This window comes from Amycolatopsis rubida (assembly GCF_900115345.1).
In the GTDB taxonomy this organism is placed as follows: domain Bacteria; phylum Actinomycetota; class Actinomycetes; order Mycobacteriales; family Pseudonocardiaceae; genus Amycolatopsis; species Amycolatopsis rubida.
This window is the reverse complement of the sequence record NZ_FOWC01000002.1, coordinates 1-25,920: the sequence shown is the minus strand read 5'-3', so window position 1 is coordinate 25,920 and position 25,920 is coordinate 1. Positions and strand designations below refer to the sequence as shown.

General features: G+C 68.0%; 24 protein-coding genes and 1 pseudogene. 15 read left to right on the top strand and 10 right to left on the bottom strand.

Annotated features, from left to right (window positions below; all coding sequences use genetic code 11):
- Positions 1 to 234: 234 nt before the first annotated feature.
- Positions 235 to 1,263 (bottom strand): hypothetical protein, encoded by a 1,029-nt coding sequence (locus BM362_RS09015; RefSeq protein WP_143132395.1) that lies wholly within the window; start codon positions 1,261 to 1,263, stop codon positions 235 to 237.
- A gap of 953 nt (positions 1,264 to 2,216) precedes the next feature.
- Between BM362_RS09015 and BM362_RS09005 the strand changes: the two genes are divergently transcribed.
- From BM362_RS09005 to BM362_RS08970, 8 genes are all read left to right on the top strand, one after another.
- Positions 2,217 to 3,254, top strand: a complete 1,038-nt coding sequence (locus BM362_RS09005; RefSeq protein WP_167545255.1) for an ABC transporter substrate-binding protein — start codon at positions 2,217 to 2,219, stop codon at positions 3,252 to 3,254.
- Complete coding sequence (locus BM362_RS09000; protein ID WP_208865149.1) at positions 3,251 to 4,333, top strand: FecCD family ABC transporter permease; 1,083 nt, start codon at positions 3,251 to 3,253, stop codon at positions 4,331 to 4,333. The genes BM362_RS09005 and BM362_RS09000 overlap by 4 nt, the downstream gene beginning before the upstream one ends.
- Complete coding sequence (locus BM362_RS08995; protein WP_208865148.1) at positions 4,324 to 5,088, top strand: ABC transporter ATP-binding protein; 765 nt, start codon at positions 4,324 to 4,326, stop codon at positions 5,086 to 5,088. The genes BM362_RS09000 and BM362_RS08995 overlap by 10 nt, the downstream gene beginning before the upstream one ends.
- Positions 5,089 to 5,388: 300 nt before the next feature.
- A complete protein-coding gene (locus BM362_RS08990) occupies positions 5,389 to 6,369 on the top strand; it encodes an ornithine cyclodeaminase (protein ID WP_093572804.1) in 981 nt (326 codons plus the stop codon).
- Between the two features lie 2 nt (positions 6,370 to 6,371).
- The gene (locus BM362_RS08985) at positions 6,372 to 7,700 is read left to right on the top strand and encodes an alanine racemase (protein ID WP_093572803.1); all 1,329 of its coding nucleotides are present in this window, start codon (positions 6,372 to 6,374) and stop codon (positions 7,698 to 7,700) included.
- Positions 7,697 to 8,752, top strand: coding sequence for a PLP-dependent cysteine synthase family protein (locus BM362_RS08980; protein WP_244287089.1), 1,056 nt, complete (start codon positions 7,697 to 7,699; stop codon positions 8,750 to 8,752). The genes BM362_RS08985 and BM362_RS08980 overlap by 4 nt, the downstream gene beginning before the upstream one ends.
- On the top strand, positions 8,749 to 10,179 hold the full coding sequence (locus BM362_RS08975; protein WP_244287088.1) for an MATE family efflux transporter: 1,431 nt from the start codon (positions 8,749 to 8,751) through the stop codon (positions 10,177 to 10,179). The genes BM362_RS08980 and BM362_RS08975 overlap by 4 nt, the downstream gene beginning before the upstream one ends.
- Before the next feature lie 104 nt (positions 10,180 to 10,283).
- A complete protein-coding gene (locus BM362_RS08970) occupies positions 10,284 to 10,787 on the top strand; it encodes a winged helix-turn-helix transcriptional regulator (protein WP_093572802.1) in 504 nt (167 codons plus the stop codon).
- A gap of 162 nt (positions 10,788 to 10,949) precedes the next feature.
- On the opposite strand, the gene BM362_RS08965 is transcribed toward BM362_RS08970, so the two are convergent.
- The 6 genes from BM362_RS08965 to BM362_RS08940 all read right to left on the bottom strand — a co-directional run bounded on the left by BM362_RS08965 (position 10,950) and on the right by BM362_RS08940 (position 14,790).
- Positions 10,950 to 12,176 (bottom strand): cytochrome P450, encoded by a 1,227-nt coding sequence (locus BM362_RS08965; protein ID WP_067581033.1) that lies wholly within the window; start codon positions 12,174 to 12,176, stop codon positions 10,950 to 10,952.
- A 45-nt stretch (positions 12,177 to 12,221) separates the two neighbouring features.
- On the bottom strand, positions 12,222 to 13,343 hold the full coding sequence (locus tag BM362_RS08960) for an FAD-dependent oxidoreductase (protein ID WP_342029794.1): 1,122 nt from the start codon (positions 13,341 to 13,343) through the stop codon (positions 12,222 to 12,224).
- Positions 13,340 to 13,540 carry a ferredoxin gene (locus BM362_RS08955; protein WP_067581035.1) on the bottom strand — a complete coding sequence of 67 codons (201 nt, stop codon included), beginning with the start codon at positions 13,538 to 13,540 and terminating at the stop codon, positions 13,340 to 13,342. Before BM362_RS08955 ends, BM362_RS08960 begins: the two co-directional genes overlap by 4 nt.
- Before the next feature lie 154 nt (positions 13,541 to 13,694).
- Positions 13,695 to 14,357 carry a TetR/AcrR family transcriptional regulator gene (locus BM362_RS08950; RefSeq protein WP_093572801.1) on the bottom strand — a complete coding sequence of 221 codons (663 nt, stop codon included), beginning with the start codon at positions 14,355 to 14,357 and terminating at the stop codon, positions 13,695 to 13,697.
- Entirely contained in the window at positions 14,351 to 14,587 is a 237-nt protein-coding gene (locus BM362_RS08945; RefSeq protein ID WP_143132394.1) for a hypothetical protein, read from the bottom strand. The genes BM362_RS08950 and BM362_RS08945 overlap by 7 nt, the downstream gene beginning before the upstream one ends.
- Positions 14,584 to 14,790 carry a hypothetical protein gene (locus BM362_RS08940; RefSeq protein WP_067581042.1) on the bottom strand — a complete coding sequence of 69 codons (207 nt, stop codon included), beginning with the start codon at positions 14,788 to 14,790 and terminating at the stop codon, positions 14,584 to 14,586. Before BM362_RS08940 ends, BM362_RS08945 begins: the two co-directional genes overlap by 4 nt.
- Positions 14,791 to 14,831: 41 nt before the next feature.
- Here BM362_RS08940 and BM362_RS46795 point away from each other — a divergent pair, with 41 nt between their 5' ends.
- The 5 genes and pseudogenes from BM362_RS46795 (at position 14,832) to BM362_RS08920 (ending at position 19,101) form a co-directional block, all read left to right on the top strand.
- Positions 14,832 to 15,071, top strand: coding sequence for a hypothetical protein (locus BM362_RS46795; RefSeq protein ID WP_143132393.1), 240 nt, complete (start codon positions 14,832 to 14,834; stop codon positions 15,069 to 15,071).
- A gap of 44 nt (positions 15,072 to 15,115) precedes the next feature.
- Positions 15,116 to 16,579 (top strand): MFS transporter, encoded by a 1,464-nt coding sequence (locus BM362_RS08935; RefSeq protein ID WP_208865146.1) that lies wholly within the window; start codon positions 15,116 to 15,118, stop codon positions 16,577 to 16,579.
- Between the two features lie 50 nt (positions 16,580 to 16,629).
- Positions 16,630 to 17,448 carry an SDR family NAD(P)-dependent oxidoreductase gene (locus tag BM362_RS08930; protein WP_093572798.1) on the top strand — a complete coding sequence of 273 codons (819 nt, stop codon included), beginning with the start codon at positions 16,630 to 16,632 and terminating at the stop codon, positions 17,446 to 17,448.
- Positions 17,449 to 17,562: 114 nt separating this feature from the next.
- A pseudogene (locus BM362_RS08925) lies at positions 17,563 to 17,822 on the top strand (bile acid:sodium symporter); the annotation flags it as partial.
- A gap of 871 nt (positions 17,823 to 18,693) precedes the next feature.
- Entirely contained in the window at positions 18,694 to 19,101 is a 408-nt protein-coding gene (locus BM362_RS08920) for a DUF1707 SHOCT-like domain-containing protein (RefSeq protein ID WP_244287087.1), read from the top strand.
- A 27-nt stretch (positions 19,102 to 19,128) separates the two neighbouring features.
- Here BM362_RS08920 and BM362_RS08915 read toward each other — a convergent pair whose 3' ends face one another.
- Entirely contained in the window at positions 19,129 to 20,493 is a 1,365-nt protein-coding gene (locus BM362_RS08915) for an MATE family efflux transporter (protein ID WP_093572796.1), read from the bottom strand.
- A 386-nt stretch (positions 20,494 to 20,879) separates the two neighbouring features.
- Between BM362_RS08915 and BM362_RS48765 the strand changes: the two genes are divergently transcribed.
- Both BM362_RS48765 and BM362_RS08905 read left to right on the top strand, forming a co-directional pair.
- Positions 20,880 to 21,836: an integrase core domain-containing protein gene (locus tag BM362_RS48765; protein WP_244287086.1), complete on the top strand. Its 957-nt coding sequence runs from the start codon at positions 20,880 to 20,882 to the stop codon at positions 21,834 to 21,836.
- Between the two features lie 64 nt (positions 21,837 to 21,900).
- Positions 21,901 to 22,260, top strand: coding sequence for a hypothetical protein (locus BM362_RS08905; RefSeq protein WP_208865145.1), 360 nt, complete (start codon positions 21,901 to 21,903; stop codon positions 22,258 to 22,260).
- 703 nt (positions 22,261 to 22,963) lie between these two features.
- Here BM362_RS08905 and BM362_RS08900 read toward each other — a convergent pair.
- Together BM362_RS08900 and BM362_RS08895 are read right to left on the bottom strand one after the other, a co-directional pair.
- Positions 22,964 to 24,343: an SNIPE associated domain-containing protein gene (locus BM362_RS08900; RefSeq protein WP_208865144.1), complete on the bottom strand. Its 1,380-nt coding sequence runs from the start codon at positions 24,341 to 24,343 to the stop codon at positions 22,964 to 22,966.
- A 25-nt stretch (positions 24,344 to 24,368) separates the two neighbouring features.
- The gene (locus tag BM362_RS08895; RefSeq protein WP_093572793.1) at positions 24,369 to 25,637 is read right to left on the bottom strand and encodes a hypothetical protein; all 1,269 of its coding nucleotides are present in this window, start codon (positions 25,635 to 25,637) and stop codon (positions 24,369 to 24,371) included.
- Positions 25,638 to 25,920: the final 283 nt, after the last annotated feature.

Below are 25,920 nucleotides of genomic sequence, written 5' to 3'. Positions count from 1 at the left end.
CCGGCCGCCCGTGGAAGGAGACCGGGGCCGACGCGGGCGTCGGGGTGCCAGGAGCGGGCAAGTGGCGGGTGGGTGTCGCGGGCAGGCCCGGCTGGGTCCAGGCGGAAGCGGGGAACTACTGCCTGAGCAACGTCGAGGGAGGGCGGGGAACCCAGTTCAGCGGCCGGTCGGCCAAGAAGGACGTGCCGAAGCCCCGCGAATGCGACCGGTCCGTCCCGGACGCTCGGCCGGCGATCAGGAACAGCGCCAGGTGTAGGGGTGGTAGGTCCCGTCGGAGTCCGCGCGTGCCCCGGCCACCGTGCCGTCGTCGCCGATCCGGGACGGGAGGTCGCGCGTAATGTCGCCGAAGTTCGACACCCACGCGCCCTGCTGCCACACGCCGTAGCCGGTGCCGTTGGAGTCGTTGCCGCCGTGTGCCTCGTCGATCCGGCCGGTGATCAGGCCGTCCCGATTGATGTCGATCTGCGGGTTCCCGTTGGACAGGTTGTAGCTCGACTTGGGCAGTACGTGCGCCGCGCCCTGCTGGTCCCAGTAGACGCCGACCTTCTTGTCGTTGTACGTGGCGTCGCCGGCCACGCGCCCGTTGGAGAACGCCCTCCCGGCGGGAAAGCGCAGGCCCGGCAGCGTGCCGAGGCGGGTGATCGTGCCGGCTCGCCAGATCGCGAGACCGGAGTCGCGCAGCAGCAGCACCGAGCCGTCCTCGTCCACCGCCTGGGGCTGGGTGGGGTCCGGAGCCAGGCCGGGGAGCGCGGTGACGGTGCCCGGTTGCGCGGCGGGCCAGCGCACCACCGTGGTCAGGCCGCTGCTGTCGCCCCAGACGTATCCGGTGATGTCGCCCGCGTCGTTGATGCCGAGCGCGGCGGCCTTGGTGTTGTTCCCCAGCTTCGGCAGTTCCTCCAGCACGTCGCCCCGAGAGCGGAACGCCCTGCTCACGGAGACCCCCGGGAAGCTGACCCGCGCGGTGCCGACGATCGTGCCCGCGCGGTTCTCGCTGGCCACTTCGTAGCCGAGCCGGTCGCCGATCCCGGAGAAGACGGAGTACGCGCCGTTCTTCCAGGCGATCGGCCGCTGGCCGTCGGCGGTGTCGGCGACCCCGGCGAAGCCGCCCTGGTGGTCGGTCGCGGTCGGCAGCCCGCCCCGGCCCGGCACGGGAAGCGCCGTCGGCCGCCAGGTGCAGGCTGCCGCGGCGGACGCGGCCGAGGCCGGGACGAGCAAGGCCGCCGCGACCAGCAAGGCGCCGCCTAGTAACCGGTATCTGTGCACGTTTCCCTCCAAAAAGTGGCGGTGAACGCCACCAAGGATCTCGTTCACGGCCGTGGGAGGGGGCGATGATAGGGGTGCTTTCGCGTGATCAGGGGCACGATCGTGGTCTGTCGCCGAGTCCGGCGGCGTGGGCATGGTGCTCGTCAATCCGGCCCTGCTCGCCGCGGTGAACCACAAAGGACGGTCGAGTCCGGCACGTCGATGGCCACCCCGCACATCGCGAGCCTCGCCCGGACGCAGACGGTGACCCGCACCCTCGCCAACCTGAGCCGCCGATCCCGGTCGTGCCTCCCGGCGCGAAGCAGAAGTTCACCCGAACTACCGCCGCGGCCGGCAAAGTTCGGCGGAACCAGCGGCAGTGCAACGGTTTCCGTGCGGCCGGGATACTCCGCGACGGTCGACGGACCGGCTCCGGCGGCGGAAACCGCCGCGCGCAACTGAAGCATCTCGCCGGTGCGACCTTCCCGCTGGTGCCCCGCGGCGAACGACCATGTCGCGACGTTCACCGTCACCGCGCCGCCGGGCACGACCGATCTGATCGCGCCGAGTTCTCTCGCCGGGTCCGGCAAAGCGCGCCGAGCGGTTCCTGCGACCTGTACGCAGACCCGGCGACCGAGTCGGTCCGCACTGCCCGCTGGAGCGGTTCCGAACCCTGCTGTCCTATTCGGACGGATCGTCGGTCGCTCCGGCCAGCACCCTCGTACCGGTCACGACTTACCGAATTTTTCGTGAACTGCCTGAGGAATCGGGCGAACCGCGACGATTCGGTCTCCGTATTGCGTGCGGCCGCCTCGCTGTTAAGGTTAGGTATGCCTAACTTCTTGACGGGGCTTCGTCGACGCCCGGAACGGCGCCGGCGGGGCGTGGTCCTGCTGGCGGCGGTTCTGGCCGCTGGGGCGTGTTCGGCGCCGCAAGGGGCGGACTCGGGCGCTGTCAGACAGACGCTCACCGACGTGCTGGGGCGGAAGGTCGAAGTCCCGGTGCCGGCGAAGCGGATCCTGTTCGACGGAGCGCGGATGCTGTACACGACCGCCTTGCTGGACAAGGAGGATCCGCTGCGAGGGATCGTCGGGCTGCCGAACGACCTCGAACAGAACGACCCGGATTCGCTGCGGCAGTACCGGAAGAAGTTCCCTGGCATCGACAGGATCCAGCGCACCGGGCAGGTGTACGACGGGTCGTTCTCGGCGGAGGAGGCGATCCGGCTCCGGCCGGACGTGTTCGTCATCAGTGCGGCGAACTTCAAGGCGGCGCAGGATTCCGGGGTCGTGGACAAGCTCGGCCGGGTCGGCGTCCCGACCGTCGTGGTCGACTACTTCGAGAACCCCCTCGGGAACACGGTTGCGTCGGTGCGGCTGATGGGCGCGCTGACCGGCCGGACCGCCGAGGCGGACGCGTTCGCGTCGTATTACCAAACGGCCATGGATCGGGTCCGCTCGCGGCTCGCCGCCGCGCACCAGCCGCCGACACCGACCTTCCTGTGGCGCGCGCCGGGATACTTCGAATGCTGCTCCAGTTTCGCGAAGTCCAATCTCGCCGAGATCGTGACGTTCGCGGGCGGGACGAATCTGGCCGACGACGTGCTGAAAACGAAACAAGGGACGGTTTCCCCGGAGGCGATCCTGAGCCGCGACCCGGAGGTGATCATCGCCACCGGCGCGGACTGGGCGCCAGGGAGCCCGGCGAAGGCGGGCTCGTTCATTCCGCTCGGGTACGACGAGAAACCGGACGCGGCCAAGGCACAGCTGCGGTCGATTGTCGAGAAGCAGGCCGGATTCTCTCAACTGAAAGCGGTGAAGGACCACCGGACGTACGCGGCGTGGCACCACTTCTACGACTCGCCCTACAACTTCCTCGCCGTGGAGTGGTTCGCGAAGTGGCTTCATCCCGACCTGTTCCGGGACGTCGATCCGGACGCGACGATCCGTGAGCTGCACGCGAAATTCCTGCCGGTTCCGTACCAGGGCACGTTCTGGACGGAGCTGCCGTGACGGCTCAGGCCGAACTGGCGAGCCCGGAAGTCCGCGTCGCGGAGGTCGTCGGCGCGCACCGCGGCCGGGTCCGGCGCAAACGGCTGACCGTGACGGTGCTGGTGCTGCTGACCATCGCCGCGGCCGTGGCGGACGTCGCGGTCGGGGGCGAGGCCCTCGGGATCGGGGACACCGTGCGGGCGATCTTCACGCCATGGGACGCGCCGGTGATGGACACGGAGATCGTCTGGCACCTCAGGATGCCGATGACGGCGACCGCGGTGCTCGTCGGAGCCGCGTTGTCGTTGGCCGGGGCGGAGATGCAGACCGTGCTGAACAATCCGCTGGCCGAGCCTTACACGCTCGGGGTGTCGGCAGCGGCGAGTTTCGGGGCGGCGCTGAGCCTGGTGGTCGGCGTGTCGGCGATTCCGGTCCTTGGCCTGGCCGGCACGGCCGGGACAGCGTGGATCTTCGCGATGCTGACCAGTGCGGTGATCATCGGCTTCAGCGTGGTGCGCGGCCCGCACACGGAAACGATGGTGCTGCTGGGGATCGCGATGGTGTTCCTGTTCACCGCGCTGCTGTCGCTGATGCAGTATGTCGCGTCGGAGGCGCAACTGCAGCAGGTCGTGTTCTGGACCCTGGGCAGCCTGAGCCGGGCGAGCTGGCCGCAGGTCGGGATGCTCGCGGTCGTCTTGCTCGTCGCGGTTCCGCTGGTGCTGCGGGCTTCCTGGAAGCTGACCGCGATGCGGCTCGGCGACGATCGGGCGCGGGCGCTGGGCGTGCGGGTCGAGCGGATCCGGATCGTGGCGCTGGCGGGGATTTCCCTCGTCGCGGCGACGGCGGTGTCGATCGCGGGCAGCATCGGGTTCGTCGGACTGGTCGGCCCGCATATCGCGCGGATGCTGGTGGGGGAGGACCATCGCTATTTCGTCACCGCGTCGCTGTTCGGCGGGGCTTTTCTGCTGTGCGCGTCGTCGCTGGTGGCGAAACTGCTCGTGCCCGGCGTGCTCGTCCCGGTCGGGATCATCACCTCGATCGTCGGGGTGCCGGTCTTTCTCGGGCTGATCCTGTCCCGCAGGAGGGCGCTGTGGACCTGACCCTGCACGTCGAACGGCTCGGGTTCGGCTACGGCCGCACTCCGGTGCTGCGCGAGGTGACGCTGCCCGAGGTGCGGGCGCCGGAGGTGACCGCGATCGTCGGGCCCAACGGTTCGGGGAAGTCGACGTTGCTGCGCTGCGTCGCGGGGTTTCACCGGGTCCGCGGGCAAGTCCGGTTGTCCGGGCGCGCCGCAGGCGAACGCCAGGGCAGCGGCGGAATCCTTTACCTGCCCCAGGATCCGCCGCCGCCGAGTTCGCTGACGGTCTTCGAGGCGGTGCTGGTCGCCCGGAAGCTGGGCGGTGCCGGCGGCGGAGGGGAGCACGACGCGCGCGTGGCGGCGACCCTGCTGACGCTGGGCCTGGACGGGCTCGCCACCCGGCGGTTGTCCGATCTGTCCGGAGGGCAGCGCCAGATGGTCGGCCTGGCGCAGGCGATGACGCGCAGACCCGACGTGCTGCTGCTCGACGAGCCGACGAGCAATCTGGACCTGCGCAACCAGCTCCGGGTGCTGCGGCTCGTCCGCGACCTCGCCCGGGACCAGCCCGCCGCGGTGGTGGCCGTGGTGCACGATCTGTCGCTCGCGGCCCGGATCGCGGACCGGATCGTCGTGCTGCACGAGGGAACGGTGCATTCGGCGGGATCGCCCGCCGAGGTGATCACCGCGGAGATGCTCGGCGAGGTCTACCAGGTCGAGGGAACCGTCCAGCACGCCGCCAACGGGGTGCTGACCGTCGCGATCGCCGACAGTCTCTGAATTTCTCTCGCTTTCTTGTGCCGCAACGGTTTTGACCGGCGAGACGGCGTTGTGAGGTGTTTCACGGTGCGCGGGCGCCGGGGAGTGTCGTTTCCCAGGCCGGGGCCGGGGAGCGGCACCGGAGGGTACTTCAACGGACGGAGAAAGTTAGGTGAGCCTTGCCTTAGTGTGACGGGTCGGTTACCGTCGCTGCGACGCGGTCGGCGCAACTGCCCGCGGACCGCCGGGAATGTGCTTCCCGGCCGGAGGCCCGATTTCCACGCGCACGGTTCCCCGTTTCGATGGTGAGGGATTTTTCAGATGACGCAGCCCGATTTCCACGTGTTCACCCGCAGCGATCTGGCCGACGTAGAACTGGGTCCGGAGGAAGTCATTTCCGCGGTACGGCAAGGATATCTCGCACTGGCGGCCGGAGATTCCCGCTGTCCGACAAAGCTGATGATGCCGCTGCCGGACCAGGCGCGGGACGCGGTCGCCTACTCGATGCTCGGATTCGACGCGAATTCCCAGCAGGTCGGATTCAAGACTTCGTACCGGCAGGGAAACGACAACCGGGACAAGTACTACACGGTGATCAGCCTTTACGACGACACGACCGGCATGCCGTTCGCGCTGATGGACTGCGACCGCGTCGGAGCGTCCCGGACGCCGGCGACCACCGCGCTGATCGCGCGGGAATGCGCCAAGCCGGACGCGCGGTCGGCGTTGCTGATCGGCACCGGGGTGCAGGGCCAGCTCACGCTGCCTTATCTGCAGACCGCGCTGCCCGGCCTGGAACGGCTGATGCTTTTCGGCACCGCGCCGGAGGGGATCCGGGCGTGTGTGGACGCGTTTCACCGGTATTTCCCGGACCGCGAGGTCGAAATAGTCGACGACGTTCCGGAAGCGGTGGCCGAGGCGGACATCGCGGTGGCGGCGTCCGGGCGGGCCGCGCATCCGAAGGTCAAGACCAGCTGGCTGAAACCGGGCGGACTGCTGATCTCGGTGTCCAGCAAGGGCGTCGACTCCTCCTCGCTGCGGGACGCCGACTACGCGCTCGCGACGAGCGAAGGCCAGCTCGGCGTGACCGGTTCCCGGTTCGACGACGGGGAGGGGAAGGCGAGTATCGACGCGGAGTTCCCGGACGTGCTCGCCGGGCGCGCACCGGGACGGCGCGATCCGTCGGACCGCGTGTTCGCCTTCAGCAGCGGAATGGTGATCACCGACATCCCGGTGGCGCACGCGTTGGCGACCCGGGCGATCGAAGCGGGCCGAGGGACGCGGGTGCGGCTGTGGAGCTGACGATGTCGACGATCTCCCTGCCCGCGCGCCAGGCGGACTGGGCCCGGCAGGCACAAGAGGATCCGGTGCTGCTGGGCGAAATCGCCCGTGCCGTGGGCGGTCCGTTCCACGTGCTGCACCCGCCGCGGTTCGCGGAGAACCTCGTCGCGTTCACCGGCGCGCTCGTCGCGGCGGGGGTGTCCGGGCAGGTGTATTTCGGGAAGAAGGCGAACCGGTCCGCGTGCTGGGCACCCGAATGCGCGAACGCCGGGGCGGGCGTCGACGTGGCCAGCGCGGCCGAACTGGTGGGTGCGCTCGCCGGCGGGGTCCGCGGCGAGGACGTCATGGTCACCGGGGCGGCGAAAAGCGGCGACCTCGTCTGGCTGGCGGCCCGGCACCGGTGCGTCGTGGCCGTCGACGCGCTCGACGAGCTGGACCGGGTGCTCGCGATCGGCCGCTCCGCGGGGCCGGTCCGGATCCTGCTGCGGCTGGTGCCGGACAACGCGCTGGGGAGCCGGTTCGGACTCACTCCGGACGAAGTGACCGAGGCGCTGCACCGGTGCGCGGACGCGGGATCCGCGGTGCGGATGGAGGGATTCTCCTTCCATCTCGGGGGATACGAGGTCGCGCCGCGCGCGCGGATGGCCGCGGCGGCGCTCGCGCAGTGCCTGCGGGCGCGGGAGTTCGGGCTGCCCGCGGTGTCGGTGTCGATCGGCGGCGGGTTCGCGGCGAGCTATCTCGAAGCGGAGGACTGGACGCGGTTCACCGAGGAGTACCGGCCGTCGTGGTTCCACAATGGACAGACGTTCACCCACTTCTACCCTTACCATCAGTCGCCGGCCGGTGCGGACATGCTGGCCGGGGTGCTGGCGAGCCCGACGCCCGGCGGGGCCACGATCGCCGCCGAGTTCGCCCGCACCGGAACGGAGCTGCTGCTGGAACCGGGGCGGGCGCTGCTGGACCAGGCCGGGTTCACCGTCTTCCCGGTGCAGGGCTTCAAGGAACGCGGCGGCTACGGGATCGTGACCGTGGCCGGGCTCAGCATGAGCGTCTCGGAACAGTGGAAGGGCAGCGAGTTCCTTCCCGACCCGGTGCTGTGGCCCGCGGACGGGCCCGGCGAGCCGGTCGCGGCGTGCGTGGGCGGGTCGAGCTGTCTCGAATACGACATGCTCAGCTGGCGGAAGGTCCCGTTCTCGCGCCCGCCGGGGCACGGGGACCTGCTCGTGTACCCGAACACCGCCGGATACCAGATGGACAAGAACGAAACCCGCTTTCACGACCTTCCGCTGCCCGCGCGGGTCGTGCTGGACCTGCCCGGCGCGGGCTGGCGGATCGAGGGGGAGGGCCGGTGAACGAGTTCATCCCGCGCCGCGGCCGCGGCATCGTCTCGCACGTGTCGGAGCTGATCGGGCGCACGCCGTTGTTCGAACTGTGCACGACCTCCTCGGGCGTCCGGTTGCTGCTCAAGCTTGAGCAGTTCAATCCGACCGGCTCGGCGAAGGTGCGCATGGCCGAGCAGATGATCGCCGACGCGGAACGCGAGGGCAGGCTGGCACCGGGCGGCCGGATCGTCGAACCGACCTCGGGCAACACCGGGCTGGGCCTGGCGCTGGCCGCGCTCGAACGGGGCTACCGGTTCACCGCGGTGGTCGATCACCATGCCAGCAAAGACAAATTGCGCGCCATGAAGGCACTCGGCGCGGAACTCGTCTACGTGGCCGACGACGGCGGCGGGACGCTCCGCTCGGTCGAACGCCGCCGGGTCGCCGCCGCGCTGGTCGCGGCGGACCGCGAGGCCTACTGGCCCGACCAGCACAATCACCCGGGCAACGGCGGCGGCTACCGGGAACTGGCGAAGGAATTGCTCGCCGACGCCGGACAGGTCGACTGGCTGATCGGCGCGATCGGCACCGGCGGTTCGCTCTGCGGCACCGCCGGTGAACTGCGCCGCCTGCGCTGCCCGGCGCGGACGGTCGCCGTGGAGCCGGACGGGTCGATCATCTTCGGCGCACCGCCCGGCCCGTACCGGCAGACCGGAAGCGGCAGCCCGGCCGGGTTTCCGGTCGGGACGAACGTGCGCCAGGAGCTGATCGACGAGGGCGTGCAGGCGAGCGACGTGGACGCGTTCGCGACCGCACGGGCATTGGCCCGGCACACCGGGCTGATGGTCGGCGGATCCGCGGGCGGCGCGATTCACGTTGCGCTGGAACGGATCGAGACGATGGCTCCGGGCAGCACCGCGGTGGTGCTGGTGTGCGACGCTGGCGAGAAATACCTGGACAGCGTCTACGACGACGAATGGCTGCGCGGGCACGGGTTGCTCGCGCCGGACGTCGAAGACGAGGTTCTGGCCCGGCTGACGCGGTACGCGGACGCCGGCCATGCACTGCAATGGGTGTCGTGAACACCGGGAAGGACCGCGCGATGCTCCTGACGCGCTGGCTGGCGGGCTGCCGCCCGCTGATCGCCGTGTCCATGCCGATCGCCGGGATCCAGCTCGCGCAGGTGGCGCTGACCACGACCGACCTGGCGATGCTCGGCGGGATGAGCGTGCGCGCGATCGCGGCGGGCGGACTGGCGCTCACCCTGTACAACCAGGTCCGCACGATGTGCGTGGGCACCGTCACCGCGGTCGGCAACCTCGTCGCCGGCGCGGCGGGCCGGGGCGAAACCCGCGCCGGCGACGACCGGCTGGACGAACAGGCGAGCACCGAGGTGCGCGACATCGTGCGCGCCTCCTTCCTGGTGGCGACGGCGGTCGGCGTGCTGGCCGCGCTGGTCCTGATCGCGCTGGGCTACGTCCTCGCGTGGTTCGGCCAGGACGCCGAGGTGCTCGCACTGGCCCGGCCGACGATGCTCGCGCTCGCGCCGGGGCTGATCCCGATGCTGTGGCTCAACGTGCTGCGGCAGTTCGCCGTCGGCATGCGCAGGCCAGGATCGCTGCTGGGCGTCACGATCGTGTCGGTCGGGGTGAACATCCTGCTGGACGGGGGATTCGGCTACGGCTGGTTCGGGTTTCCGGAACTCGGCGCCCCGGGCGTCGGGCTGGCCACCACGATCGTGCAGTTCCTGAACTGCTTCGCGTTCCTGCTGATCCTGCGCCGCGACGAGTACCTCGCGCCCCTGCTGTCGGTGGGTTTCCGCCGCCGGGAACTGCCGATGGCGCGGGAGATTCTTCGGCTGGGAATCCCGATCAGCCTCACCTACGGTTCCGAAGCGGGCATCACCTCCGTCGCCACGGTGCTGATGGGCAGCTTCGGCCCGGCGACGCTGGCCGCGCAGAGCGTGGTGAACCAGCTCGTCTACATCGTGTACCAGCTGAACATCGGCCTGTCCCAAGGCTCTTCGATCCTGATCAGCCGCGCGGTGAGCCGCCACGACCGTCCGGAGGTGTCCAGGATCGCGCGGCAGGCACTGTCCCTGTCGGTTTCCGCGATGACGGTGGCGGGCCTGGCGTATCTCGTCGTGCCGGGCTGGGTGCTGGGACTGTTCCTGGAAAAACACCCGCCGCCGGAAGTGCTGTCGCTGGCGCACACTCTGCTGTTCTTCGGGATCGCGCAGCAATACTTGAAGGGCGCGCAGAACGTCTGCGTCGGCCTGTTGCGCGGCCTGGGCAACACGAAGAGCGGCTTCCGCGCGACCTTGCTCGGCTATTGGGTGATCGGCATCCCCGTCATGGTGCTGTGCGGCTTCGGGCTGAGCCTTGCCGGGCCCGGGGTCTGGCTCGGGCTGTGCTTCGGCTTCGGCGCCACCGCGGTGCTGCTGCTCCGGAAGTTCTCCCGGGAACTGGCCAGCACGCCAGCGCTTTCGGCGGTTCCGGGAAGAACTTGAACGAAGACGAACGTGCCGAGCAGCGTGCGCATTAGTCGTCCAGCTTACCGAAACTTTGCCTTCGAAGGCTTCAGTCGAATGGCGATCGAATTTACAATTCGGTTATGTCGAAAGCGCGCGGGCACTCGCCGGCTGATCCGGTCCACCGGCCGGAAATGGCGTGTTCGCTGGAACGAGCGTTGGACCTCGTGGCCAACCGGTCGACGTGGCTTATTTTGCGCGAGATTTTTTACGGTACGAACCGGTTCCTGAAGCTGGTGGAAAAGACCGGACTGAGCACCCCGGTCGTGGCCGACCGGCTCCGGCGGATGACGGCGACCGGCCTGGTGCGAAAAGTGGCGTACCAGGATCCCGGTCGGCGGGCTCGGGAGAGCTATGTGTTCGAGCGGCCGGGCCTCGAATTGATGCCTGCGCTGTTCGCGCTGACGCAGTGGGGCGACCGGTACCTCTCCGATGCCGGAGGGCCGGTCGCGCCAGTGCACGCGGGCTGCGGTTCGGCGATCTGGGTCGTGCCCATGTGCGATGACGGGCACGTGGTGGAACCCGACGAGATCGGAGTCGCGCTCAGCCGGATGTTCGAACCTGAGGTGGTTTCCCGGCCGGGCTGACGGAGTTCGCCGGAAAGCTGTCAGTTCTTGAGATGCTGCCTGAGCACACGAAGCACGTCGCGGAGGCTTGCGGCCCGGCGTTGAGGTAAACACGTCGTCGCCGACGGCGTTCCGGACCGGCGAGGACAGCCTCCGCGCTGTCTGTCCTCGCCGGTCCGGTCGCTACCAGGTGACGGGCAGTTCGTGGAGCCCGTAGATCACGGCGTCGTACTTGAACTTCACTTCGTCCAGCGGGACGGCGAGGCGGAGGGTGGGTACGCGCCGCAGCAGGGCCGGGTAGACGACCTGCAGTTCGAGACGGGCCAGCGGCTGGCCGACGCAGTGGTGGGTGCCGCCGCCGAAGGCCTGGTGCCTGCGGGCGTTGCGGGTGAGGTCGAGCCGGTCGGGGTCGTCGAACACTTCGGGATCGCGGTTGGCGAGTTCGCCGAGCAGGATCACTCCGTCGCCGGCCGGGATGGTGCGGCCCGCCACTTCGATGTCCTCCAGTGCGGTGCGCCGCCGGCCCAAGTGGACGATCGACAGGTACCGCAGCAACTCCTCGACCGCGCCCGTCACCGCCCGCGGGTCGTCGGCGTCGCGCAGCAGCGCCAGCTGATCGGGGTGCTGCAGGAGGGCGAGGGTGCCGAGGCTGATCATGTTGGCGGTGGTTTCGTGGCCGCCGAGCAGCAGCAGGACGCCCATCGTCGCGGCTTCGCGCGCGGTGAGTTCGCCGACGCGGATCTGAGCGCCGAGTTTGGAGAGCAGGTCGTCGCCGGGTTCGGCGGTTTTCTTCGCCACGAGCTCGTCGAGGTAGCCGGCCAGCGCCGAGTGCGCCGCTCCGCGTTCGGTGCCGGTGGCGGTGGCCGAGACCATGATCTTGCTGTTGGCCTGGAAGAATTCGTGGTCGGCGTAGGGCACGCCGAGCATTTCGGAAATGACCAGCGAAGGCAGCGGCAAAGCCAATGCCTGGACGAGATCGGCTGGTGTGGGCCCGGCGAGCATCCGGTCGAGGAACTCGTCGGTCAGCCGCTGGATCGCGGGACGCATCGCCTCGACGCGTTTGACGGTGAAAGCACCGCTGATCATCCGGCGGAGGCGGGCGTGCTCGGGGTCGTCCATCCCGACGAAGCTCAGGTCGGTCCCGCCGCCGTGGCTGTGGGCGGGGTCGATGGGACTGGGGAAGTTGGGGGCGGCGAAATCGACGCTCAGCCGCGGGTCGGCGAGCAGCGTTTTCTGTTCCGCGTGCCCGGTCACCGCCCAGGGGGTCGAGCCTCCCCAGGAACGGACCTGGGTGACCGGTCCGCGGCCGGCGAGTGCCCGCAGTTCCGGCGACGGGTCGAACGGGCAGACCGCGGAGCGCGGCGGCGGGAATTCGGGGATGGTCTCGTCGACGTCGGTTCGAGCGGTCATCAAGCACTCCTGATCGAAGATGGGCCTGGCAGGAAGGATCGGCGCTTACCCGGCGTCGGCAGTTTCCCGGGGCAGGGTGTATCGGCCGGTCAGTTCGACCCGCCGGAGACGGGTCTGCCGCGGCATGTTCCAGCCGAGCACGCCTTCCGGCCCGTCGGATCCGGTGTAACGGACGACGAAGCGGCCTGCCCGCGGGTCTCCTTCGACGATCTCGGCCCGGGCGTCCGGCGAGATGATGCCGTGGATCTGGAGCCTGGCGTCGAACTGGTCGGTCCAAAAATGGGGAACGGGCCGGTAGGCTCGCCTGTTCCGAGGATGTCCGCGGCGACGGCGCGGGCCTGGTCGCCCGCGTTGGTCCGGTTTTCCAGGCGCAGCGAGCGCCCGAGCCCTTCGTGGTGCCAGCGGGCTACGTCGCCCGCTGCCCTGAAGCCATTCGGTGGCCGGACGGCAGCCGATCGCGACGATCACGACGGCGGCTTCCAGCTCTGTCCCGTCGCTGAGCCGCACTCCTGCGACCCGGCCGTCGCGGGTGTGGAGGGTGTCCGGCAGAACACCGCCCAGCAGCCGGACCCCGTTGCGACGGTGGAGTTCGGCGAGTTGCCCGGCGGCCAGCGCGCCGAGGTGCCGAGCCATCGGAACAGTCTGGGGGCCGACCAGGGTCACAGGCCGGCCGCGTTGCCGCGCGGTAGCGGCGGTCTCGGCGCCGAGCGCTCCGTCGCCGATCACCACCACCCGCCGCGCGGACAGCAGCTCAGTGCGCAGAACCGCGGCGTCGCCCAGCGTGCGAATCACATGCGTGCCGCGGACTTCGCGCCGGGCCGGCAGCAACGACGCGCCGACGCCGGTCGCGATCACGACCGCGTGCAGCACGCGCCCGGAAGCCGTGCTGACTTCCCGGCGCTCGGCGTTGAACGAGATCGCCGCGTCCCCGAGCACAAAGGCCGCGTCCAACGCGTCCAGCGCCTGCGCCGAGCGGAGTTGCGCGCGGGTCTCTTCCCATTGCCCGTTCAAGACCTGGTTGGACAGCGGCGGACGATCGCAGGGCAGTTCCGGTTCCGCTTCCAGCAACGTCAACGCGCCCTCATACCCCTTGCGGCGCAGGCCTTCCGCCGTAGCCAGACCAGCCGCTGAGGCGCCGACGACGAGGACGCTCCCGACGGGGCTCATGTGGTGTGGTCGAGGCGGATGCAGGCGGCCGGGCAGACCTCAGCGGCTTCGACGACCTGCTCGTGCAGGTCCGCGCCCGGCGCTTGTTCGAGCAGGAAGACGATGCCGTCGTCCTCACGCTGGTCGAAAACCTCAGGAGCGATCAGCACGCATGGACCCGCGCCGCAGCATTTGTCTTCTTCTATGGCGATCTTCATGGTTCCCCTTTCCGAACGCCAGCGGCCTGAGCACATCGGCGATGTCCGGCGCATGCGCCGGACGACGCCGATGCCCAAGCGTGCTCGGCTTCTTCGCTTCCGTGGCTTCTTGCGATGCAGGCCGTCCTGTGGGGCAGTTGAACGGATCGGCTACTCAGCGATGGCTGACCTCCGCGGTCAGCAACCCGGTCAGCGCGTCCTCGAGCGTTCTCGCGGTGTGTTTCCAGGCTGCGACGGGTCGGGCGGTCCCCTCGGCCAGCATTCGTTCGCGTTCGGCGCAGGTATGCGTGATCACATGGCGGGCCATTTCGCCGCGTTCGCGGCGAACTTGAGCGGATACCTTGTCTTTCAAGCAGTTTCCCAGCTCGCGCAGGGTGTGCTGAAGGCTGGGGCGGGTGAGCGAGTCGTCGGTGATCATGGCGCGCATCATCGGGTCGGTCAGCACCAGAACGGCGAACCGGGCGTGCCAGGACGGGACGCCAAGGGATTCCAGGTGCTCGGTGACCGGCCGCACCAGGCACCGGACCCAATCCCGCACGTCGTCGCTTGCGCTCGCCGCCGAGACGTGCCGCTGGCGGATGGCATCGATCGCTTTGCTGTGTTTGGTCATGATCTCGCGCACTAGCGTGGTTTTGCTGCCGAAGTGGTAGCTGACCACTGTGGTGTTGTTCTGCCCGGCCGCTTCGCCGATCTGCCTGTTGGACACGGCGGACAGCCCGTGCTGGGCGTAGAGCCGTTCTGCTGTTGCCATGATCGCCTGACGGGTGGCGGCAGAACGGGGCGTGGCGTCTTCGAGATTCGCGGATTTGTTCACCATGCGGGAATTTCCTCCTGTGAAGGCGCGTTCGGCATGCCCTCCTGGCGCTCGAGTTCACCGGTGCCGATGACTGGCCCGGGTACGGGCTTGCTGCTGAACGCGATGTCCCCGCCGGCGCTGCGAAGCCTCTCGCATCCGCTGCGCTTCGCGGCTGTCGTCGAGCGCTCGCGGTCAGTGAATTCCTGATGCACCGCGCCGGTTTGCTCGCTGGCATGCTTCGCCAAAATCAACGAGCCTGTTGACCGTCCTTGACCGGATCCCGTTCTCGTCCGGGCAAGCCGGGCATCGTGCGGATCAAGGACGCGAACGTCTCCTTGACGGCGAATCGCTTGCCGTCCAGGCGATGCCAATACTTGCGGCCTGAGGCGTTCGACGTCTTCTCCGCGCGGCCGCCGAAGGCGCGCCACCCGCTCCGCGGGACACCAGGAGGCATCCAGCGAGGCGGCCGGAGGTGCGATCGGCACAGTGAGGCACATGCTCGTCATGGTGCTTTCCTCCGCTCCGGCGCGACACCACCTCATCATGAATCATCAATTAAGTCAACTGAATGAAGATTCGCCGCCTTGGGGTGGTCGCTCCGGCTTCGACCTGCGCGGCGGCGAGGGCGTGCCGGCTGCCTCGGCCCGGCGGTTCGCGGTGCCTGACCGCTTCGCCGGAGGCGATCAGCGTCACGGGTTAGTTGTACAAGGCAAGCAATCTGCTACGTTGAAATAAGTCACTTGATTTAACTGCGATTTCGACGAGAGATGAGAGATCCAATGCCTGCTTCTGCTGGTCTTTCCTCCGCGCCCGAAGGGAAGCCCGGTGCGATCGTGGCGGTCCTGGCTCTGGCGGGGGTGGTCGTGTCGTTGATGCAGACCATGGTGATCCCGATCGTGCCGAAGCTGCCGGTGTTGTTGCACGCGACGGCGGCGGACACGACGTGGGCGGTGACGGCGACCCTGCTGGCCGCGGCCGTCGCGACGCCGACCGTCGGGCGCTTGGGCGACATGTACGGCAAGAGGCGAATGCTGCTGCTGAGCGTGCTGCTGCTGGTGTCGGGATCAGTGCTCGCGGCGGTGAGTTCGAGCCTCGTGCTCATGATCGCGGGCCGGGCATTGCAGGGGCTCGCGGCCGGAGTGATCCCGCTGGGGATCAGCATCATGCGCGACGAACTGCCTGCGGACCGGCTGGGCTCGGCGACCGCGTTGATGAGTGCCTCACTGGGCATCGGCGGTGCGCTCGGACTCCCGGCGGCGGCTCTGCTGGCGGAGAAGGCCGACTGGCACCTGCTGTTCTGGACCTCGGCCGGATTGGGCGTGGTGGTGTTCGCGTTCGTGGCGGCATTGGTGCCGGAATCGCGGGTGCGCGCGGGCGGCCGGTTCGACTTCGTGGGCGCTGTTGGGCTTTCGGCGGTGCTGGTGGCGTTGCTGCTTGCCGTCTCCAAGGGCTCGGACTGGGGCTGGGGCAGCGGCGTGACGCTCGGTTTGCTGCTCGGCGCGGTCGCAACGGCACTCTTGTGGGGGCGATGGGAGCTGCGCGTTCGGCAGCCTCTGGTCGACCTGCGCACCACCACGCGGAAGCAGGTGCTGCTGACCGACATCGCGTCGGCGGTGTTCGGGTTCGCGATGTTCGCGATGTCCTTGGTGCTGCCGCAGTTGCTGCAGCTGCCGGAAGCGACCGGATACGGACTCGGGCAGTCGCTGCTGACGGTCGGTCTGGTGATGGCGCCTAACGGGTTGGTGATGATGGCCGTCGCGCCGATCTCGGCGCGCGTTTCCGCGTCGCGGGGCCCGAAAGCGACGTTGATGCTCGGCGCGCTGGTCGTCGCCGCGGGGTACGGGCTGGCGATCGTGCTGATGTCCGCGGTGTGGCAGCTGATGCTCGTGTCGTGCGTGATCGGCGCGGGGATCGGGCTTGCCTACGGCGCGATGCCCGCACTGGTGATGAGCGCGGTGCCGGTGTCGGAGACCGCGGCGGCCAACAGTCTCAACACATTGATGCGTTCGATTGGCACATCGGTTTCGAGCGCAGTGGCGGGGGTCGTCCTGGCTCAGCTGGTGATCTCAGTCGGTCCGGCGATTTTCCCGTCGCAGAACGCTTTCCGCGTCGTACTGGCGATCGGGGCCGGTGCGGCACTGGTCGCGCTCGCGGTGGCGTATTTCATCCCCGGCGGCCGCGGCGCCGTGACGGCAGCGGTTCGCGCCGAGCAGCCCGAGGCGAGCGGCTCGCCGAGTCGCTGAGGCGGGATCCGCTGATCAGGCAATCATTTTTCTCGAAGCGAGGGAGTGTTGTGGACACTGGACTGGCTGGCAAGGTCGTGATCGTCACCGGGGCCACCGCCAACATCGGCCGCGGCATCGCACTGGCTTTCGCGGCCGAAGGCGCGAAGGTCGTCGTCGTGGGAAGAGACCACGATGCCGGGAAACGGGTGACCGCCCTGGCCCTGGAGACCGGTGCCGCCGGTGCGATGTGGCACGCGGCCGATGTCACCGAGCGCGACGCTGTCGCCGGAATGGTGTCCAGAACCGTCAGCGAGTTCGGCGTGGTCGACGTGCTCGTCAACAACGTCGGAGGGAATTCCCCGATGACCCCGTTCGCGGGATCCACGCCGGAGCAATGGCGGGCGGATCTGGACGTCAACCTCATCAGCACGCTCTTGTGCACTCATCAGGTCCTGCCGCACATGCTCGAACGCGAGTACGGCCGCATTGTCAACATCGGGTCCATGGCCGCGCTGATCGGCGATCCGCACCTGGCGGTGTACTCGGCGGCGAAGGGCGCGGTACATTCCTTCACCCGCGTTCTCGCGCTCGAGACGGGCGGCAGCGGCATCACGGTCAACGCGATCGCCCCTTACGGCACGCTCCCGCAGGATCCGGCCGCGGAGACGAGCAGCGGCAGCCGGTTTCATCCTGGCACTGGCATGTTCGGGCCGCGGCTGCGGGCGGGCAGCGGCGTCCACGAAGGGTTCCGCCGTTCCACCGCGCTGACGCGTGATTTCGCCCGTCCCGCCGAGATCGGCGCCGCCGCGGTCTACCTGTCCTCGGAACACGCCGCGTTCATCACTGGCCAGGTGCTGCCGGTCGAAGGAGGCGTCTCGCTGACGTGAGGGCCGGCCGGGTGCGCACGGGCCGCTTCCTCTGCCGAACCGTGCGCATCAACGACGGCCAGACAACGAAAAGCGCAGGGGCGAGTGCCGAAACGACTGAAGATCTGCTGAGGAGGAGCGCGCAGACTGGGATTCTCCCGCGAAGACGAGATCGCGATCGTGTTCTGTGGTCGAAGAAGAGCCTGGCAAGCGGGGTGCCGATGGCGACCGTGCTGTTCCCCGCAACTGCAGTGGGGCTTACTGTGCTGCCGTTGATGCTGTTCCAGCAGATCCAGCTCATGGTATGCGCTTGGATGGCGCGCCGCTACGCGAATCGGCGTGCGCGCACGGCTGAACAGCGAGTCATTCGGATAGTCCTCGACGTCGCTGTGTGACAGCGGGCGCGGCGTGTCGTAGGCGTTGCGGTACCGGTGAAAACGCGGATCTTCGGCAAGAACGTTGGCTCGGCCAAAGATCGGCTTCGCCGGAGCCTCTTGTTGATGGTGCGGCTGGGACTCGCGAACCTGATCAGACGTGGCAAGTTCGCGTGTGTATCTCGGCAGACAGGAGCTACTGAGACACATGCGTTCATCCGCCGAGCACGCGAGACGACTCCGGCAGCGCTTTGATCCGTTCTCGCGCGCCCGAGGAACCGGCCCTGGGGCCGACCGATGCGCGACGGACTCGCCGGGCCCGAACGTCGTGCGGGACGGCAGCCGGTCCCGTATCAGGAACTCATCTGCAGCCTCCGTGCGCCGCGCTGAACCAGCGTGTGCTCGACGATCAGTCGTCAGACGTCGCCTTCGCTGCACGCGGCGGCCGAACAGCCGTGGCACGCGTTTGCGAGGGAACAGGCTGCCGCCCCTCTGCTGGCGAAGCGCGCGCGGTGCCGTTTGCCAGCAAGCAACGTCGTCGGCTCGAACTAACTAGGACGTTCACGTCGCGCTCTCGGCGATGCCGGTATCGCGAGGTCGGCGCCGCTGCGGGGAGGCGAAGGACGTCCACGCCGAGATCCTGCGGTCGTGGTCGTTGAGCCGTCTGGAACCCGCGAAGTGAAATCTGAGTGAGCGTAGTTGCTGGCGGAAGAACGCTCCGATATTCGGGTAGAATTTCTACATCGACGTAGTTTTTGGAGGCGGGATGAGCCCTCTGCCCGATACGAAGGGCCCTGGTCGCGAGCTTCGGCACTGTCGAGGCGTCCGAGCCGGGGTTCTGCCGCGGCCATCGGCGCGCTTTTGCCGGCAACTCTGATCGTCGGGAGGACAGGTGACAGCAGAAGATCGCGTGCGCTGTTCCGACGCTGAACGCGAAGAAGCGGTTCGGGCGTTGCAGAACGCTGCGGCGCAAGGGCGGCTTACCTTGGCCGAGACCGACGAGCGGACTGCGGCGGTCTATTCCGCGCGGTATCGGGACCAGCTGCGGGGCGCGCTCGCGGAGCTGCCCGCGCCGGAGTCGCGACGGGAGCGGGCGCCGGCCGGATGGATGCCGGTACTGGTTATGTCGGGCCGGCAACTCCTTTCGGACTTGGCTCTGCTGGCCGGAAGCGCCGGGGTGCCCGCGAATCGTCGGCGCCGGGTGGTGCTCGCCGCGCTCACGGCAGCGGGGTTGTTGTTCGTGGTGCTGCTCGCGGTGCACGGCATCGCGGGTGAAGGGCACGAGCTCGAGCGGCATTGAGCCGATCGCAGCCTCTCCGGGGCGGGGTCAGGCTTCGCGGTGCAGTCCGGCGGCGAATCGGCGCAGCAGCAGTGCCGCGGTCGCGGTCAGACCGGTCGCGAGGCCGATCCAGACGCCCGTGGCTCCCCAGCCGGCCGGCACTCCGAGCAGAAACGCGACTGGCAGGCCGATCGCCCAGTATCCGATGAGGGAGATGCGGAAGCTGCCGCGTGTGTCGTCCAAGCCGCGCAGCAGGCCGACGCCGATGTTCTGGGCGGAGTCAGCGAACTGCAGGACCGCGGCGACAGCCAACAACGGGATCGCCGCCGACACAGTGCTGCTTTCGGCGGTGAAAAGATGCAGAAGGCGAGTAGGCGCGGCGAGGTAGACAGCCGCGATCGCCGCAGCGAGCACAGTGCCGGACGCCAGTGCGGTCCGCGCGACCTTCGCCGCAGTCCCGCGGTCAGCGTGCGCGCGGTGACGGCTGACGAGGATCGACGCACCGTGCGAGATGCCCACCGAGACCTGGAAAACGATGTAGACCAACTGGTTCACCACGGTGTGCGCGGCGAGCGCCGCAGGGCCGAAGCTGCCGATGAGCAGTGCGACGACGGAGAAAAAACCGGCTTCGGAGCCGTAGGTGGCGGCGATGGGCACTCCGAGCGACAGCAGGCGGCGGACGGCCGGTTGCCCCGAGGGGCCGCGTCCTCGCTTCAGAGACAGCACCGGCGCGAGGATGGGGTCGCGTCGGGCCGCGAGCAGGAGTGCGGCGAAGGACAGCAAATGCACGATCGAGGTGGCGAGACCGATCCCGGGCAAGCCCAGGGCGGCCAGGCCGGCTCCGCCGGTGACAAACGCCCAGTCGAGTCCGGCGTTCAGGGCGACGGACCCGATCGTGATCCACACCAGTGCTTGGGGCCGGCGCATGCCGACGGTGAACTGGCGGATCACCTGGAACCAGAGACAAGGAACGAGCCCGGGGGCCAGCGCGGCCAGCACTGGGCGGGCGCCCGCGAGGACGCCGGGATCCTGACCGAACCAGGACAACGCGTAGCCGAGGGAGAGCATCACCGCGCCGCCGAGGACGCCGGCGGCGGTGGCGACAACGAAGCCCGCCCGCACTGCCGAGGTGATCGTTGCCTGCGCGGAGCGCGGGTCGCCCGCAGCCTCGGCTCTCGCCTCCGCTGTCGCGACCTGGTTGCCGACGGCGGTGACGAGGCCCACGCCCATGGTCCTCAGCTGGTTGAACAGCACGACCGCGAGCCCGCCCGCGGCCAGGGCTTCGGTGCCGAGCAGCCCCATCATCACGGTGTCAGTGGTGGTCAGCGCGACCTGGGCCAGTTGGGTGAGAACGATGGGCGTGGCGAGCGCGGCGAGTTGCCTGCCCGCCGATCCGTGCGCGGAGAAAGTCAACGGCGCGGGCTCCGCCCGATGGCGGCAAAGCCCGGAAGGGCGCGATTGTCGATCGAGGTCTCGTCGAACACCGCCCCACGATATATTCCGGTCGCGTGTGCGCTTCCGGTAGTTGCGGCTCAGCGGCTAGAAGCGCGCGGCTTCGGAGAGTTCGACAGCACCATAGCTGTATGCGGCGATGATTGCCGTGCTGATCCTGTGGGGTTCCAGAAGTCGGTTCACGTGTCCGACTTGCGGAAACAGACACGTGGCGGGCAGGGCGTGATCGCCGGTCGTGACGTTGCGTTTTGTTGTATCTGATCTTTCTGCGGCTGCTGGGTCTGCTGGTGTTGCTCGGTCGCTCGTCGGCGTCGAAAGACGTCGAGTTGCTGGTGCTTCGCCACGAGGTGGCCGTGCTGCGCAGAGGAAACCCGAAGCCGCGCCTGGACTGGGCCGACCGGGCGGTGATTGCTGCGTTGGTCCGCCTACTGCCCACAGGGTTGCGGCTGCGCCGGTTGGTCACCCCGGCCACGATCCTGCGCTGGCACCGGCGTCTGGTCGCCGGAAAGTGGACATATCCACACCGAGTCGGCCGTCCGCCTGTCGACGAGGCGCTCACCGAGTTGATCGAACGAATGGCCACTGAAAACCAGCACTGGGGATACAAGAGGATCCAGGGTGAGCTGCTGAAGCTTGGTCACCGGGTCGGTTCTTCGACGGTCTGGCGGGTCCTGAAGCGGGCGCGGATGCCTCCCGCGCCGGACCGCCAGAACGACACGACCTGGCGGCAGTTTCTGCGCACGCAGGCATCGACGATGCTGGCCTGCGACTTCTTCCATGTCGACTGCGCGCTCACCCTGAAGCGGATCTACGTGTTGTTCGTGTTGGAGGTCGGCAGCCGTTACGTCCACGTTCTCGGCACGACCACCCACCCGGACGGCGGGTGGACCACGCAGCAGATCCGCAACCTTGTGATGGACCTCGGTGATCGAGTCGGCGAGTTCAGGTTTCTTGTCCGTGACCGGGCCGGCCAGTTCGCGGCCGCGTTCGACGCTGCCCTGGCCGACGTGGGCATCACGACAGTAAAGATCCCACCGCGTTGTCCACGGGCGAACTGCTATGCCGAACGGTTCGTGCGCACCGCCAGATCCGAACTCACCGACCGCATGCTGATCCTGAGCCAGCGGCATCTGCGCGCCGTGCTCGCCGAGTACGTCCGGCACTACAACGGTCGACGGCCCCACCGGTCCCGCGAGCTTCGCCTGCCCCGGCCCACCTACCCCGTGGCAGACCTCAACACTCAGCGGATCAAGCGACACCGACTTCTCGGAGGCCTGATCAACGAGTACGAACGGGCCGCGTAGAGCCACTGGTCAAGGCCAGTTACTGACTTTTGGAACCCCACAGGTGGTGGCGGCGTGTCCGCCGGTGGCGTTGTTGTTCGCGGTGGAGCTGTTGAACCGTGCGTTGAAGCAGCAGACCGCCGAGACTTGCTCCGAGACCGTGGCTGAGCCGGACGAGACCGAGACGTCTGTGGCCGAAGGTGAGACCGGGGTCGCGCTGGCGAACCTAAACGTGGTCTCGGACGATCTCGGCAGGGCCGATGTGTTGACCGCGCAACAGCGAATGTGGGTCTACTATGCGGAGCAGGTAGCTGCGGGACGTTCGCCGAGCGGGGCAGAACTGGACCGGGTGGCTGGGACGCACAACTACGGTCGTCGTGTCCTGCGCCGGTGGCGGCGGTCGGGCCGCCTGGCCGAGGCCGATGCAGCTGCTGCTACTGCGTGAGATGCGCTTTGCGCCGGCGGCTCGCCGCGGTCATCGTTGACGGCAAGGGTGTTGCCGTGCCGTTCGCCGGAGTTGGGCGTACCCGTTTGCTCCAGGTTTGCTCCAGGTCAATTCGTGAGAAGGCGTGCGGCGCGGGTCCTTCGCCGCCGCGTCCGGGGCGGTGCCGGCGGTGGCGTTTCGTCGTCTAGCTTGAGGGGCAGGGCGAGCCGGATGCGCACGACCGGTCGGGGTGAAATCGGCGGTCGCGGAGGTTGGACCAGGCTTCTTGCAGGCGATTGGCTCTACCGGTCCGGCCGAGACTACAGCCGATGGCGACAGCATCACCGTCTCCGAGGCAATAAGCGTCGAAGCTGACGCACTGCGTGTTCGGCTGGGGACTGGTGCCACCTCAGCTCGACGACTCGTCAAGATCGTTCGTGCAGAGTTCGAAGCGAACGGTGCTCCCGACAGAGAAGACGGGTAGCGCACGCGCGAGTTCCAGAACGCTGACGCAACCTTGGCCGCGTGACGTGGGCTGCCACTGTGCATCGCCGCCGGCGGCCGACCTGCCGCGACAGCTTCACGGGCTGGGAGCGAACCAGCCCTACTTCATGTTCGACGGTTTGGTTCGGCTGCCAGGAGCGTCTACGGTGACGATGTGCCTCGGGGCGCCATCGCTGGGCACATCGAACACCGCGAACCCATCGGCAGACTACCCACACCATCATCGACGGGACACGCTGCTTGACGTCTCAACGCGTTTCGGTTCCGGCCATGTCGGGCGGCTCTGGTAGTACTGTGACGCCTCCGGGGTCTCGTTGAATTCCAGGATGTTGCCGAGTTTCGCCGCTAGCGCGATGCGGATCTCCTGCGGTGTGACGAAGAAGAACTCCCGGCGTAGATTGACCCGGTTCAGCCTGCGGTCGGCGAACATCTTGTGCAGTTCACTTTCGAGCGCGACCGCATCCTTCGAAAAATGCAACAGGTGAGTATCGAAGGGGAACGGCACCGAAGCGTCGCCGAGTTCCAGAATCCGGTCGCGGGGTTCGAGGCGGCGGGTCATTCCGATCTTCACGACTTTTTCGCCGAAGGCTCCGATGTTGCTGATGACATAGACATAGCCCGCTCGGATGTTGGCGATTCGGTAGTCGTTCTGCTCTATCGCGTCCTGGATGGCGGACAGGCGTTCGCGCACCTCGTCAGCTTGCTCCTGCTGGCCCTCCGCCGCTAGTTTCGCCAGTGCGTTGGTGTAATGGCCCAGCTCCTTCTCCAGCTGTTCGCGCTCGGCCTGCAACTCCGCCTCGGCACGTTTCTCTTCACGAAGCCGTTCGCGTTCCGCCCTGGCTGCTTCGCGTTCCTCTTGGACCTTGATCTGATAGTCACCGGTCATCTCGATCTCACGGAGGCGGAGCAGGTGGTATTCGGGAGCGACGCGCATTTCCATCATCTTGCCGAGTTTCGCGATCGACTCGACTGATCTGTCGAGGCGCTGCTTCGCCGACGCCACCGTGCCCGCGCGTACAGATCGGACGCAGTTGTCTGCCTCCGAGTTGTAAGCCCGCAGCATCAGCTTCGAGAAGTCGGCAGTCATCTTCCTGCCCTGCGCAAGCGAGTTGTTGTAGGCAAACCGATCGCTCGCGAGGATCGCGGTGCCGTTCTTGACGAACGCCTTCGCCGCCAGGCGGATCTCGGCCAATGCTTCCTTGTACTGCTCGGCGGTCTCGAGCGGATGGTGGTACTCGTAGATTCCGACTTGTTGGAGCAAAATCGCGTCGTCGAGTTCTACCAGTTCACGTTTCGCCTGGTCGATCTGCTCGCGGATCGCCTGCAGCTCCCGCCGGGCCGCGGCGCTGGGCTCCGCCTGCCTGCCAGCATCTCGTGCGGTGTCATCGCCTGATGCGGGTACCGCCGCAGGCGAATCACTCTCGGCCGGCGGGTCCGCAGCGTCGGGCAGCTTCCGCTCGTCGGATTCGTCGGAGACCCAGAACTGCCAGTCCGGGGGTGCCGGAGGCCATGAAGGGTGCGGCTGCCAGCCCTTCGGCGGCACCCATCCGGGATCCGATGGCGGCCATCCCGGAGGCGCGACGAATCGAAACTTGCTCACCGAGTTGCTCCGCTGGGGCAGGAAGTCATCCGCGAACACCGTTCTTGTCATCGATCGGGGTAAGGCGATGCGGTGTCTTCGACACGATGGCTCGAAGGTGTTTCAACGTTTCGGACGGGGTGATCCGGGACAGATCGATGTCCACGAAGCCGGCGCGATCCACGGCCAGCGCGACGAGCTGGACGAATACGTCCTTGCCCACGGCGGGATCGACGTGGTTGACTCCGCCGGCCAGCGAGATGCTGTCGATCTTCTCCGCTCGGTCTGACTCCCACACCTCATGCACGGTCCGGAGCGTCATGTTGTTGATCAGGTCGGCATATCTCGTCGCGATGTCCCTTTGCGTCAGCTTGCTTTCCGTGATCTCGTCGGAACTGCGGACGTACCGGAACGATTTGGTCGACGGAATCGCCTCCGGCGGCGGGAACACGAGCGTGATGGACAGTTCCCGCAGGTCCGAGCTGTACGAGAAGTCGACATCGCTGCTGGCGGCGATCACGTCCGGATAGATCGAGTTGCCGAACACGATGCCGATGTACTCTTCGACTGCGTCGGATTCGCCTGCTGAGAGCCGCTTGATCAGATCGTCGAGTCGTGCATTCTCCGCGTCGACGATCCGTTGGCGCTCCTCGCATTCTGCGTCGTAGCGCTGCCGATCACTGGCAAGCTGGCGCAACCGTGCGTTCTCGGCGGCCTGGTGGGCCTGCACTGCGGCCAGCTGCCGGCCCGGGATCTGGGCGACCACTGCTCGCCAATCCGTGTGCGCTTGCTCGAACTCCGCCTGCGCGACGGCGACCGCCGCGGCGTGCTTCTTCCTAGCGAAGACTGCCGAGATCCCGGTGGGAGGCACCGGGGGCCAGAAGCGAGGCTCGGGAGGAGCCGGGATCGGCGTGGGTGCGGGCAACGCCGCCAGATGCGCTGATTCGAACTGAGGATGCTCCGCGACACGGCGAAGCTTTTCCAAGTCAACGAAATCGTCGACAGCAAGTGTCGATTCGAGCACGCTGTCGATGGCCGCGAGCTCTTCGCGCAGGTCCGCGTTCAGCGACTCGGCCCTTGACTGCTGCGCCTCGACGTGAAGCCGCTTCGCCTCACGCACCGCTTGTGTCGCCGCCTGGGCCTTCGTACGCGCCAAGCGCTCGCGCGCCGCTGCCGCGGCGGCCTGGGTGCGAAGCATTTCCCTGTGAAGACGCATCCGTTCCCGTTCGGCGGCCGCCGCTTGTCGTGCCTGCTCCTTCTGCGCCTTCGCCGCCTGATACTGCAACTCGGCGAAGAACCCCCGGCGACGACTCATCGATGTTCCTCCGACTTCAACAATCTCAGTGCTACTTGCTATCGCAGGGGAGAACAAAACGTTTCACGTCGAGGTCAGCCCGCCAGGGGGCCAACTGGCGTCCGGGGAAGGATTGATCTTCGAGTCTGCTGGGCCCGACGAGGTGGCCCGGGTGGAGCGGGCCGGCAGTCCTAGTGTCCTGCGCCGGAAATTCGTCGGCAGAAGTTCGCCAGTGACTCAAGGATCTCTGCGGCGGTCTTGGTCCAGATGAAGGGCCTGGGGTTTTCGTTCCGTTCCTTGATCC